The 12180-nt window shown below is 71.6% G+C and carries 11 protein-coding genes; 5 read left to right on the forward strand and 6 right to left on the reverse strand.

All coding sequences use genetic code 11. The annotated features are described in order from the left end of the window. Nucleotides 1-1137 carry an iron uptake system protein EfeO gene (efeO, locus tag ACFU6I_RS02560; RefSeq protein ID WP_384360546.1) on the reverse strand — a complete coding sequence of 379 codons (1137 nt, stop codon included), beginning with the start codon at nt 1135-1137 and terminating at the stop codon, nt 1-3. Nucleotides 1138-1580: 443 nt separating this feature from the next. Here efeO and ACFU6I_RS02565 point away from each other — a divergent pair, with 443 nt between their 5' ends. Continuing rightward, complete coding sequence (locus ACFU6I_RS02565) at nt 1581-2312, forward strand: PhzF family phenazine biosynthesis protein (protein WP_384360548.1); 732 nt, start codon at nt 1581-1583, stop codon at nt 2310-2312. A gap of 145 nt (nt 2313-2457) precedes the next feature. Here ACFU6I_RS02565 and ACFU6I_RS02570 read toward each other — a convergent pair whose 3' ends face one another. Together ACFU6I_RS02570 and map are read right to left on the reverse strand one after the other, a co-directional pair. Next, a complete protein-coding gene (locus tag ACFU6I_RS02570; RefSeq protein ID WP_384360550.1) occupies nt 2458-3123 on the reverse strand; it encodes a heme oxygenase (biliverdin-producing) in 666 nt (221 codons plus the stop codon). Nucleotides 3124-3322: 199 nt separating this feature from the next. Further along, nucleotides 3323-4180 carry a type I methionyl aminopeptidase gene (gene map, locus ACFU6I_RS02575; protein WP_266986302.1) on the reverse strand — a complete coding sequence of 286 codons (858 nt, stop codon included), beginning with the start codon at nt 4178-4180 and terminating at the stop codon, nt 3323-3325. Nucleotides 4181-4238: 58 nt separating this feature from the next. Here map and ACFU6I_RS02580 point away from each other — a divergent pair, with 58 nt between their 5' ends. Further along, nucleotides 4239-4469, forward strand: a complete 231-nt coding sequence (locus ACFU6I_RS02580; RefSeq protein WP_266990774.1) for a hypothetical protein — start codon at nt 4239-4241, stop codon at nt 4467-4469. A gap of 35 nt (nt 4470-4504) precedes the next feature. Here ACFU6I_RS02580 and ACFU6I_RS02585 read toward each other — a convergent pair whose 3' ends face one another. After that, nucleotides 4505-5830, reverse strand: coding sequence for an MFS transporter (locus ACFU6I_RS02585; protein WP_384360552.1), 1326 nt, complete (start codon nt 5828-5830; stop codon nt 4505-4507). Nucleotides 5831-5895: 65 nt separating this feature from the next. Then, nucleotides 5896-6498: a hypothetical protein gene (locus tag ACFU6I_RS02590; RefSeq protein ID WP_384360554.1), complete on the reverse strand. Its 603-nt coding sequence runs from the start codon at nt 6496-6498 to the stop codon at nt 5896-5898. 137 nt (nt 6499-6635) lie between these two features. On the opposite strand from ACFU6I_RS02590, the gene npdG reads away from it, so the two are divergent. Then, the gene (gene npdG, locus ACFU6I_RS02595) at nt 6636-7346 is read left to right on the forward strand and encodes an NADPH-dependent F420 reductase (protein ID WP_384360556.1); all 711 of its coding nucleotides are present in this window, start codon (nt 6636-6638) and stop codon (nt 7344-7346) included. A 99-nt stretch (nt 7347-7445) separates the two neighbouring features. Beyond that, complete coding sequence (locus ACFU6I_RS02600; protein ID WP_327246712.1) at nt 7446-7619, forward strand: hypothetical protein; 174 nt, start codon at nt 7446-7448, stop codon at nt 7617-7619. A 23-nt stretch (nt 7620-7642) separates the two neighbouring features. On the opposite strand, the gene ACFU6I_RS02605 is transcribed toward ACFU6I_RS02600, so the two are convergent. Continuing rightward, a complete protein-coding gene (locus ACFU6I_RS02605; protein WP_345512868.1) occupies nt 7643-8443 on the reverse strand; it encodes a site-2 protease family protein in 801 nt (266 codons plus the stop codon). Nucleotides 8444-8770: 327 nt separating this feature from the next. Here ACFU6I_RS02605 and ACFU6I_RS02610 point away from each other — a divergent pair, with 327 nt between their 5' ends. Continuing rightward, nucleotides 8771-12163: a BTAD domain-containing putative transcriptional regulator gene (locus tag ACFU6I_RS02610; protein ID WP_384360558.1), complete on the forward strand. Its 3393-nt coding sequence runs from the start codon at nt 8771-8773 to the stop codon at nt 12161-12163. Nucleotides 12164-12180 lie beyond the last annotated feature (17 nt).

The following is a 12180-nucleotide window of genomic DNA, read 5'->3' on the forward strand; positions in this document are numbered from 1 at the left end:
CTACTTCGTCACCGCGGCGGCGAGCTGCGACAGCGGCTCGGCCAGTGCGTTGACGGCATCCGACAGCTCCTTGCGGTCCGCCTTGCCGACCTTCTCGTACGAGGTGAACTCGTAGGAGCTCTTGTCCTTGCGGTACTTGTCCAGCAGCGTGTTCAGCGCCGCGAACTGCTTGTCCAGGGTGGCGGTCAGCGCCGGGTCGTTCTTCGAGGCGATCGGCTTCAGCAGCTCGAACGACTTCTGCGCGCCCTCGACATTGCCCTTGAAGTCGACCAGGTCGGTGTGGCTGTAGCGCTCCTCCTCACCGGTGACCTTGCCGGTGGCGACCTCGTCGAGGAGCTCCTTGGCGCCGTTGGCCATCGAGGTCGGGGTGATCTCCGCCGTGCCGACCCGCTTCTGCCAGTCGACCAGGTCCTTGTAGAGGACGGGGGCGAGGGCCTTCTCCTCGGCGCCGAGCTTCTTGTCCTGCCACAGCGCCTTCTCCAGGCGGTGCCAGCCGGTCCACTTCTGGCCGTCCTCCAGGCCGTCCTCGCGGACGTCGACCTTCGGGTCGATGTCACCGAAGGACTCGGCGACCGGCTCGGTGCGCTCCCAGCCGATGCGGGAGTCGGCGTACGCCTTCTTCGCGGCCTCGATGTCACCCGCGGCAACGGCGTCCGTGAAGACCTTGACCTTCGGCAGCGTCTCGTCGGCCTGCGCCTGCACATAGGTGCGGTAGCCGGCAACGGCCTTGTCCATCTCGGGGCTCCGCTTGACCGTGGTGCCGCCGGTGACCTCGATCTTCTGCCGGAAGCCGGCGCCCTTCATGCCCGGCTTGCAGACGACGTCGTACGAACCGGCCTTGACCTCGGCGGTGATGGTGGCCTTGGTGCCGGGGCCGATGTTCTCGCGCTCGGCGACGATGCGGTCGTCCGGGAAGAGGACGTAGACCTCGGTGACCTTGGATCCCTTGTTCTCCACGGCCAGTGCGACGTGACCGGCCGGGAGGGTCTTCTTCGACACCGCGCAGGAGTCGTCCTTCGCGGTGACCTTCACCGCGCCGTCGCCCTTGCCGTCGCTCTTCTCGGCGCAGCCCGTGACAGCGGTCAGTGCCGCCGCGGTGGCGACAGCGGTGACGACGGAGAAACGAACGGCTCGCATACGGGCTCCACACAGGCTGAAGAGAGGAAGAACTGGGGCTGGACAAAGGCGGGTGAGGCGAACCTAACTTAACCGAGGCTTACCTGACCGATACCCACCCGTGCAGTGATTCAGCTCTCACCTGGAGGGCAGGGGAGCGGGGTGATCACGGGTAGCCCATGGAAAACCCAAGAAAAGGTCAATCAATGGTCAAATGACCGGGTTCCTGTCCGTGCGGCGAACGGCGCCGCGGGATCGCCCTCGTCCGCACGCTCCGTTCCCGCCCGCAGCGGCCGCCCCGCTCGCCCTCGACAGGGGCGCCGAGCTCCCGGGCCGCGCAGACGTTTCACGCTCCTGGGCGACTCGGGTGGCTCCGCCACGACCGGCGCAGGCGCGACCGACCGGCGACCCGCCGCTCCGGCCCTGCGGCGCGACCGACGCCCGCGCGATGCTTGAATGCGCACGTGAATGACTTCGACGTACCCGCGGGCATCGACGTCGTGCGGGTGTTCTGCGGCCCCGACGGCCGACAGGGCAACGCCCTCGGGGTCGTACGCGACGGGCGTGCGTACCCCGACGAGGCGTCCCGGCATGCGCTTGCCCGGCAACTCGGTTTCAGCGAGACCGTGTTCGTCGACGATCCCGAGCGCGGTCACGTCGACATCTACACGCCGGGGCTTCGGCTGCCCTTCGCCGGGCATCCGCTCGTGGGCGTCGCCTGGCTGCTCGATCTGGAGATTCTGGAACTGCCGGTCGGGGATGTCTTCGCCCGCCAGGACGGCGAGTTCACCTGGATCACCGCGCGCCCCGAGTGGGCGCCGCCGCGCACGCTGGAGCGGTATGCATCCGTTGCCGAGGTCGAGGCGCTGAACGGGCCACCGCCCGGGGAGGGCTGGCTCTACGTCTGGGCGTGGGAGGACGAGGCGGCGGGTCGGGTGAGGGCGCGGGCCTTCCCGCGGCGCGTTGATGAGCGCGATGTCAGCCGCTCCGGTGGAGCCGGGGCTCGCACCGGGGCAATCGTCGAGGACGAGGCGACGGGGGCGGCGGCGCTGCTGCTCAGCGCGCAACTGGGCCGTGCGCTCAACATCACACAGGGACGGGGCTCCCAGATCCTCACCGCACCCGCACCGGACGGCACCGTGGAAATCGGAGGCCGCGTCCTGATGGCGGACGCGGTCCTGTCACCGGCACGGTGACGCCCGTCGGGCCGGTCCGGGCGTGTCGCCGACACTGCGACGCCCGACGGATGAACTCGAGCGTGCCGCCGGCGCCGTGACGTCCACGGCGGACCGGGTCCACCCCCGAAGGCCGGTCACCCCTGGCCCCCGCACCGCCGGGGTCCTACGCGCCCAGTGGGAAGACCTCTCCCAGCTCCTGGAGCACTGCCGTGTTCAGTGAGAACGCCCGCTTGCACTCGTCGACGATCCTCTGCTTCTCCCGGTCGTCGGCGTTCACCGCATCCAGCAGTTCGCGGTAACCCCGCTTGAACGAGGCGGGGTTGGCGATCTCCTCGAAGACATAGAACCGCACCCCGTCGCCCTTGCGCGCGAACCCCCAGGTCTTCTCCGCCCTGTCGCGGACGATCTGACCCCCGGAGAGGTCTCCGAGGTAACGGGTGTAGTGGTGCGCGATGTAACCGGCGGGCCAGGTGCGCGCGCACTCGGCGACCCGGTCGGCGTACAGGGCCGTCGTGGGCAGCGGTTCCAGGCCCTCGCGCCAGTCCGCGCCCCGCAGATGGGTCAGGTCGCGCTCCAGTTCGGCGGTGCGCATCAGCTCCGACCGTATGAACGGACCCGCGACCGGGTCGGAGCGCAGCGCCTCCGCGTCGTCCTCCAGTGCCCGGTAGACGAACCACAGCTGCTCGGTGTAGCGCGCGTACGCATCCACTCCGAGCCGCCCGCCCAGCAGGGCGCTCATGAAGGTCGAGGTCTCCGCCCGGGTGTGCTGTTCGTGCGACGCCGTGCGGATGAGTGTCGAGAAGGGCGTGGCGGTGGCGGTGGCGTCCAAGGCGGGCCTCCGGAGACCGAGGGGGCGGAAGGTCCGGAAGGAGAGGATGTCGACAGCAACTGTGCGCAGCACTGCCTGTCGACAGCCCCGATCCTGAAACTCGGGCATGCCTGGGTCGACAACTTCCCGACGGCCTGTCGGTAAAAACGATACGCCGGATCCCGCTCCTGTGCCCGGTGGGAAAGATCGCGTACGAGGGCTACGGAAGGGTGAGGATCTCCGCGCCCGTCTCCGTCACCACCAGCGTGTGCTCGAACTGGGCGGTGCGCTTGCGGTCCTTCGTCACCACGGTCCAGCCGTCGTCCCACATGTCGTACTGGTGCGTTCCGAGCGTCAGCATCGGCTCGATGGTGAAGGTCATGCCGGGCTGCATCACGGTGGTCGCGTGCGGGCTGTCGTAGTGCGGAATGATCAGGCCGGAGTGGAACGAGGAATTGATTCCGTGCCCGGTGAAGTCCCGGACCACGCCGTAGCCGAAGCGCTTGGCGTACGACTCGATGACCCGTCCGATCACATTGATCTGGCGCCCGGGGCGGACCGCCTTGATGGCGCGGTTCAGGGACTCCTCGGTGCGCTCCACGAGCAGCCGGGACTCCTCGTCCACGTCGCCGCAGAGATAGGTGGCGTTGTTGTCGCCGTGCACACCGTTGATGTACGCGGTGACGTCGAGGTTCACGATGTCGCCGTCGCGCAGCACCGTGGAGTCCGGGATGCCGTGGCAGATGACCTCGTTGAGCGACGAGCAGAGCGACTTGGGGAAGCCGCGGTAGCCGAGCGTCGACGGGTAGGCGCCGTGATCGCACATGAACTCGTGGGCGACCCGGTCGAGTTCGTCCGTCGTCACACCCGGGGCGATGTGCTTCGCGGCCTCCGCCATCGCCTGCGCGGCGATCCGCCCCGCGATGCGCATGCGCTCGACGGTGTCGGCGTCCTGGATCTCCGGGCCGGTGTACGGCGTGGGAGCGGGCTTGCCCACATACTCGGGGCGCCGGATGTTTCCGGGTACGGAACGGATGGGAGTGATCTCCCCTGGTACGAGGAGCGACTGGCCAGACATGTCAGCGAGTCTAACCAGCGTGCTTGGGGCAGCATGGCCCCGAGGAAAGGAGCCGATGATGGCCCTGTTCAAGAAGCGCACGGTCGGAAAGCCGGGCGAATGGTACTACTGCCTGGAGCACAAGAAGGTCGAGGAAGGCCCGGAGTGCCCGGCGAAGGACCGGTTCGGGCCGTACACCACGCCCGAGGAGGCCCGGCACGCCATGGAGACGGCGCAGGAGCGGAACCTGGAGTGGGAGAACGACCCCAAATGGCACGATCGTTCCACGCCTCCTGAGGCCGACGCGTAGTCCCGGCCCCGGGGCTCCGCCCCGGACGCCGTTTCTCACACGCCGGAGGGGCTCGACTGTCCGGACGCCGGGAGACCGGATGCTCCCGCCTGCCGCCGTCGTTCGGCGTCCTCGTCCGTCCCGGAGTCGTACGTGAACAGCTTCGGCAGCGCCGCCGCCAGCAGCGCGACCGAGGCCACGCACGCCACCCCGCCCGACCAGATCGCCGAGCGGGTGCCCGTCCAGCCCGCCATCGCGCCCGCCCGCACCTGACCCAGCTGCGGCCCGACGCTGTACGACAGCACCTCGATGCCCGCCAGCCGTCCGCGCAACTCCTCCGGGATGGTCTGGTTCCAGATCGTCGAGCGGCCGAGCCCGCTGAGCATGTCGCCCGCGCCCGCCGCCGCCAGGCAGCCCAGCACCAGCCACACATTGCTGAACCATCCCGCCGCAGCGATCGCCAGCCCCCAGGCGGCCGCGCCGAAGACCACGAACAGCCCGTGCCGTCGCACCCGTGAGGTCCAGCCGCTCGTCAGCCCCAGCACCAGGGACCCGACCGACCCCGCCGCGTACATCAGCCCCAGCGACCACTCGGCGTGCAACTCGTCCGCGAGGAACGGGAAGATCGTGTTCGGGAAGGCGAAGAACATCGCGGCCAGATCGATCGCGTACGTCCCCAGCAGCACCGGCCGGCTCCACGCGTACCGTGCGCCCTCCGCGATCCCGCGCAGCGACGGCTTCCGCGCGTGCGCGGCGGGCGGTGCGGGCGCCAGCCGCAGACACAGCAGTACGGAGACGGCGAACGTGACCACCGTGACCGCGTATGCCGTCGCGTGCCCGGCATAGGCCACCACCAGACCGGCCACCGCCGGGCCCGTGATCGCGCCGAACTGCCAGCGCAGCGAGTTCAGCGCGGCGGCCGCGGTGAGCTGGTCGTGCGGCACGATCCTGGCCATCAGCGAGTCCAGCGCGGGCCGCTGCAGCCCGGCGAGCGCGGAGACGCCGCCCGCGACGAGATAGAGCGGCCAGAGCGCAGGGTGGGGCAGCGCGGCATTGGTCAGGAGGACGACGGCGAGCAGCCCCAGCCCCGCCTCGGTGCCCAGGATCACCTTGCGGCGGTCCGCGGAGTCGGCGAGCGCCCCGCCGTACAGACCGAAGACGACCAGAGGTACCAGCTCGACCGCACCCATCGCGCCGACGGCCAGCGGCGAACCCGTGAGCTCCTTGATCTGGAGCGGCAGCGCGATCAGCGCCATGAAGCTGCCGAAATAGGTGATCAGGCCCTGGACCCACAGCAGCCGGAAGTCGGCCGAGGACCGCAGGGGCGAGAGGTCGGGCAGCAGCGCGGCGAGCCGGGCGGGCAGGGTGGAGGCGGAGGTCACGAGGGGTCATGGTCCGGTGCCGTACATGTCGCGTGCAACCGGTTTTGGCCGCGGTGCGCGGCCATTCACCACCGCGGTGGCGGTGGCGCGGTCAGCTGGTCGGCGAGCCGGGAGAGTCGGTCCCGGAAGCTGCGCCGGCCGCGCGGCGCCGGGGCGCCGTTCTCGCCGGCCGCGGCGCTCACCAGGTGCTGGACGGTGTCCAGGTCCACATCGTCGGTGCCGGTCACCGCGAGCGTCTCATGGGCCAGCCCTCCCACCTCCGGGTCGCCGTCGTCCAGCGACAGCACCGTCGCCCCGGCCCGGCGCGCATCGTGCACCCGCTCCAGCAGCCCGGCCCCGGGCGGCTGCGGGGCCACCAGGAGCAGCGTCTGGCCCCGCCCAGCTGCCTCGATCCGGCCCAGACCGACGGCCAGGTGGGCCGGGTCGCCCGGTTCCACCCGGTGCCGTACGAGCGTGGGAGTCAGCTCCGGCAGCCCGGACCAGGTGGACTCGTCGACGAGATGGGCCGCGAGGTGCCACGGCTCGTACGCCGCCGTCCCCACCAGCAGCAGCCCGCCGCCGTGCGGAACGACGGACGAGCGCAGCGTCCCCGCGAAACGCCGGGCTGCCGCGGGCCACTCGGTCCCGGCGAGCACTTCTCGGAGCAGGGCGACGCGTACGGCATCCATGGCCCGGCATCATGCCGCAGACCCCGTCCCCGGCACCGGCGAACGGCACCGAACCAACCGAACGGGGGCCTGCGTGACGGATGTCGCAGGAGGCCGACCTGGCCTCCCCTTCCAGGGCGGGCAGTAATGTCGGCGCCATGACTACGAACGACAGCGGCAGCGCGCCCAAGCCCCCCGCCAAGGATCCCTGGGACCTTCCCGACGTGTCCGGGCTGACCGTCGGTGTGCTCGGCGGCACCGGTCCGCAGGGCCGCGGGCTCGCCTACCGGTTCGCCCGCGCCGGGCAGAAGGTGATCATCGGCTCGCGCGCCGCCGAGCGCGCCCGGGCCGCCGCCGGCGAGCTGGGCCTCGGCGTCGAGGGCGCGGACAACGCCGACTGTGCCCGGCGCAGCGACGTCGTGATCGTCGCGGTGCCGTGGGACGGCCACGCCAAGACCCTGGAGTCGCTGCGCGAGGAGCTTGCCGGGAAGCTCGTCATCGACTGCGTCAACCCACTGGGCTTCGACAAGCAGGGCGCGTACGCCCTGAAGCCCGAGGAGGGCAGCGCCGCCGAGCAGGCCGCCGCCCTGCTGCCCGATTCCCGGGTCACCGCCGCCTTCCACCACCTCTCGGCGGTGCTGCTCCAGGACGAGGCGATCGAGGAGATCGACACCGATGTGCTGGTGCTGGGCGAGGCCCGCGCCGACACCGACCTCGTCCAGGCGCTCGCCGGCCGGATCCCCGGTATGCGCGGCATCTTCGCGGGCCGGCTGCGAGGCGCCCACCAGGTCGAATCGCTCGTCGCCAACCTGATCTCGGTCAACCGCCGCTACAAGGCGCACGCGGGCCTGCGTACCACCGACGTGTGAGCGGACGGGCGCCGACGGCCGCACCCTGCGGAGAGCGGAACGGGGCATGAGGGACACTGGACGGGACCGTGCACCGCCCCCGGACAGGAGCCGCCTCCCATGCCCCGCCTCGCTCTCTACGCCCTCGCCGTCTGCGTACTCGCCGTCGGTGCGGCCGTGGCCTCCTTCGTCCAGGGCAGCTGGCTCGGGATCGTCTGGGTACTGATGGCCGGGCTCTCGTCCAACATGGCGTGGTACTACCTCCGCAAGCAGCGTGCCGGGACCGAGGGCTGAGGACTGTCCTCGGGGGACAGTCCTCAGGGCCTGTCGACGGCACAGGCCGGGTTCGCCGTGCTCCAGAACTGGTAGGCATCGCGTCCGCAGTACGTCCTGAATTCACTCACGCCCAGTGACTGCAGCAGGCTGTGGATCGCGTCGAAGAACACGTGGTTGATCTCCGGGATCCACAGCACGCCGAAGACCGCGATCAGTCCGAACTGTGCGAACGGCTCCACCTGGCGGCGGATCCGGTACGACAACCAGGGCTCGATCACCCCGTACCCGTCCAGGCCGGGGACGGGCAGGAAGTTCAGGATCGCCGCGGTGACCTGGAGCAGTGCCAGGAACGCCAGCGCGTACCGGAACTCCCTCGGCACCCCGTCCAGGGCGTGCAGCCAGAACGGCGCCGTGCAGACGAGCGCGAACAGTACGTTCATCAGCGGGCCCGCCGCCGAGATCAGGCTGTGCTTCCAGCGGCCGCTGATCCGGCCCCGCTCGATGAAGACCGCGCCACCGGGCAGACCGATCCCACCCATGATCACGAACAGCACCGGCAGCACGATGCTCAGCAGCGCGTGCGTGTAGGCGAGCGGGTTGAGCGTGAGGTACCCCTTCTCCCCGATCGAGATGTCCCCGCTGTGCAGCGCGGTGCGGGCGTGCGCGTACTCGTGCAGACAGAGGGAGACGACCCACGCCGCCGTGACGAAGAGGAAGACCGCGAGCCCCGGGGGAGACCCGAAGGCCGTCCACACCGCCCAGCCCGATACCGCCATGACGGCGACGATCCCGAGGAAGACCGGGCTGATCCGCCGGTCGCTCCGGGCTGCTGCAGTGGTCATCAACCGACTCCGGGTGGCTGGGTGCGGGGGGAGTGCGTCGGGGCGGGCACGAACCCCGACCGTACCGGTGGCACGGAGGAAACGTCTCGCGCCGACGCGGTGGTTCCGGACCTGCGCCCGTACCCCGTGCGGAGCTGTTCCCCGAGAGAGCAGGAACTCCGCCCGCGTGATGCCCGTCCGGGACGGCCCGAACCCGGCCGGTGCCGATCGCGGAAGGCCTGACGGGCCGCCGGCCACACGGGCAGCGTGAGCGAGAAATTCCCGCAGGTCCCATGACGCGACGTAATCACCTCTCCGGGGAGGAGGGCGGTCAAGGAGAATGGGCGCGTGCGCTACAGCATCCTCGGCACCACACAGGCACTCCACGACGACGGCACGGCCGTCGTCATCGGTGGGGCGCGGCTGCGCGCCCTGCTGACCGTTCTCGCGCTGCGTCCCGGCCGTACGGTCCCGGCCACCGTGCTCGTCGACGAGGTGTGGGACGGCGATCCGCCCGCCGACGCGGTCGGTGCCCTGCAGGCGCTCGTCGGCCGGCTCCGCCGGGTCCTCGGCCATGGGGCGATCACCTCGGCGGAGAGCGGCTACCGGCTCGACGCCGACCCGGACGCGGTCGATCTGCACCGCTTCGGGCGGCTCGCCGGCGACGGTACGCGCGCACTGGAGGAGGGCGACCCGGCGAAGGCCGTGGCGGTCCTCGACGACGCCCTCGCACTCTGGCGCGGACCGGTTCTCGCCGATCTGCCGGACCGGGGCGCCGTCGCCGCCCGCTGGACGGCCCGCCGCCTGGACGCCCGCCGCGCCAGGCTGACCGCGGCGCTGGCGCTGGGCCGGGCCGATGAGGTCCTGCCCGAGTTGGTCGCGCTCTGCGCGGACCACCCGATGGACGAACCCCTTCAGGCGCTGCGGCTGCGGGCGCTGCGGGATGCCGGACGTACGGCGCAGGCGCTGGCGGCGTACGAAGAGGTGCGCACCGTGCTCGCCGACCGCCTCGGCACCGACCCGGGCCCCGAACTGCGCGCACTGCACGCGGAGTTGCTTCATCAGGAGCCGGTGCGCAGACCGTCGAATCGGGCGCCGGGACAGGAGCCGGCCCACGCCCGGGGCCGGACGCCTGCCCCGGGCCGGGCGGCTGCAGAGGCCCCCGTGAAGGAACCGGCCCGCATCCCCGCCTCCCACGCCCACGGCAACCTGCGCGCCAGGCTCACCAGCTTCGTCGGGCGCGAGGACGACATCGACGCCCTCCGTGACGACCTCGCGCAGGCCCGGCTCGTCACCCTTCTCGGGCCCGGCGGCGCGGGCAAGACCCGGCTCTCCCAGGAGGCGGCCGAATCCGTCGCGCCCGCGTGGCCGGACGGTGTCTGGCTGGCCGAGCTCGCCCCCGTCGACGACCCGGAGACCGTGCCCGAAGCCGTACTGACCGCCCTCGGTGCCCGCGAGACCGTGCTGCGCGGCGCCGGTGCCGAAGAGCTCCGGGCCGCCGAGCGCGGCGCGGGCGACCCTCTCGTCCGGCTCACCGAGCACTGCTCCCGGCGCCGCATGCTCCTCCTGCTCGACAACTGTGAGCACGTCATCGAAGCCGCTGCCGCGCTCGCCGACCATCTGCTCGCCCACTGCCCGGACCTCACCGTCCTGGCGACCAGCCGCGAACCCCTCGGCGTACCCGGCGAGTTCGTCCGCCCCGTCGACCCGCTGCCCGACCCGATGGCGCTGCGCCTGCTGGCCGACCGCGGCGCCGCCGCGAAGCCGGGGTTCCGGACCGATGCCGACGAGGAGACCGCGGCGGCCGCCGCCGAGATCTGCCGCCGGCTCGACGGACTGCCGCTCGCCATCGAACTCGCCGCCGCCCGGCTGCGCATGCTCAGCCCGCGCCAGATCGCCGACCGGCTCGACGACCGGTTCCGCCTGCTGACCAGCGGGAGCCGTACCGTTCTGCCGCGCCAGCAGACCCTGCGTGCCGTCGTCGACTGGTCCTGGGATCTCCTCGACGCGCCCGAACGCGCCGTCCTGCGCAGGCTGTCGGTCTTCGCCGGCGGCTGCACGCTCACCGCGGCCGAAGCGGTCTGCGCGGACCGGCCGCAGGACACGCGCGAGGTCGCCGGTCTGCTCGGCTCGCTCGTCGACAAGTCCCTGGTCGTCGCCGCGCCCGCCGACGACGGCGAGATGCGCTACCGGCTCCTGGAGACCGTGGGCGAGTACGCCGCAGGGCGGCTCGACGAGGCAGGGGAGCGAACCGTCGTCGAGCGGCGACACCTGTTCTTCTACCGGGAGTTGGCCCGTACCACCGACCCCGAGCTCAGGGGCGCGGGGCAGCGGGCCGCCATCGAGCTCCTGGAGCGCGAGTACGAGAACCTGCGCACGGCCCTGCGGCGCGCCGTCGCCGCCCGAGACGAGCAGGAGGTGCTCTGCCTGGTCCTCTCCCTCGCCTGGTACTGGCAGATGCGTGACCTGCGGACCGATGCACGCCAGTGGTCCGACGCGGCCGCCGAGCTCGGCCCCGACCCGTTCGCCCCGCCCGTCCGGCCCGCGCCCTCGCTCCATGAGCGGTGCACCGACGCGCCGCCGCCCATGTCGTCCGAGCTGCTCGAAGAGGCGCGGCGCGGGGTGCGGCTGATCCAGCTGGTCAGCATGGACCATGCGATGGACGAGTGGACCACCGAGCAGAGCATGGAGCGGCTGCGCGTCATCGCGGGCACCTACCGGGTGGGTCAGCCGCAGACCTGCCGCGCCCCGGCGTCGCTCTGGTTCTTCGCGGTCCTGCTCACCGGGGACGTGGGCCGGCTGCGCGAGCTGCTGGACGAAACGGTCCGTTCCTGCCGGGAGTTCGGCTACGAATGGGAGCTCGCCGCCGCTCTCCAGATGCGCGCCAATGTGCTGGCCAATCGCCCCGACTGGGCGGGCGAGGCCCGAGCGGACGCCGACGAGAGCCTGGAGATCTTCAACCGGCTCGGCGATGCCTGGGGTGCCGCGGAAGCGCTCTCCTGCCGGGGCGAGGCCTATGAGAAGAAGGGCGAATACACCAGCGCGGCGGACGACTTCCTCGCTGCGATCGGCTGGGCCGAGCAGCTGGGGGCCCGCTCCCAGGTGTCGCTTCTGCGCACCCGGTACGCCTCCGTGCTGACCGAGCTCGACCGCGGCGCCGAGGCCGAGACGATCCTCCGTGAGGTGCTCACCGAGGGCCGTCAGGCGGGGCACGAGGCGATGCCGGCGGCCCGGCTCCATCTCGCCATGTGGCTGGGCCGCTCCGGGCGTACGGCCGAGGCGCGGGAGCAACTCATCGAGCTGCGTGAGGAGTTCCGGTCCGAGACGGTGGCGATCTTCGACGGGTTCGTGCTGGGCGGCATGGCGTGGCTGGACAACGAGGACGGTCTGTACGCCGACGCCCTCGACCGGGGCCGGCAGGCTCTGGTCCGGTCCCAGGACCCGCTGTCGCAGATGGTGGCACCCCAGATGTCCGCCCTTCATCTCGTCACCGTGGCCTGGGCCCTCGGCGGACTCGGTGGCGAGCGCCGGGCGGCGGACGCGGCTCGGCTGCTGGGTGCCCGGGAGGGTCTGCTGCCGGCCGGTCATGTCGAGGCGTCGCTGGAGCGCGACAACCATGCCCGGGCGGTGGAACTGGTCCGCGCCGTCCTCGGGGAGGCCTCCTACGCCGCCGCGTACGCCGAGGGCGGCGGCCTCACACTGGAGAAGGCCGCCGCCCTCGTGGACGCGTATCGGGACTGACCCCGGACGTCCCGTCC

The sequence above is a fragment of the Streptomyces sp. NPDC057486 genome (assembly GCF_042802415.1).
Taxonomy (GTDB): Bacteria; Actinomycetota; Actinomycetes; order Streptomycetales; family Streptomycetaceae; genus Streptomyces; species Streptomyces yanii.

Excerpts from the sequence above, each read along its gene's own strand:
- efeO (WP_384360546.1), bottom strand. The coding sequence starts at position 1,137 with ATGCGAGCCGTTCGTTTCTCCGTCGTCACCGCTGTCGCCACCGCGGCG.
- map (WP_266986302.1), bottom strand. The coding sequence starts at position 4,180 with ATGTCTGGCCAGTCGCTCCTCGTACCAGGGGAGATCACTCCCATCCGT.
- ACFU6I_RS02580 (WP_266990774.1), top strand. The coding sequence starts at position 4,239 with ATGGCCCTGTTCAAGAAGCGCACGGTCGGAAAGCCGGGCGAATGGTAC.
- ACFU6I_RS02590 (WP_384360554.1), bottom strand. The coding sequence starts at position 6,498 with ATGGATGCCGTACGCGTCGCCCTGCTCCGAGAAGTGCTCGCCGGGACC.
- npdG (WP_384360556.1), top strand. The coding sequence starts at position 6,636 with ATGACTACGAACGACAGCGGCAGCGCGCCCAAGCCCCCCGCCAAGGAT.
- ACFU6I_RS02600 (WP_327246712.1), top strand. The coding sequence starts at position 7,446 with ATGCCCCGCCTCGCTCTCTACGCCCTCGCCGTCTGCGTACTCGCCGTC.
- ACFU6I_RS02605 (WP_345512868.1), bottom strand. The coding sequence starts at position 8,443 with ATGACCACTGCAGCAGCCCGGAGCGACCGGCGGATCAGCCCGGTCTTC.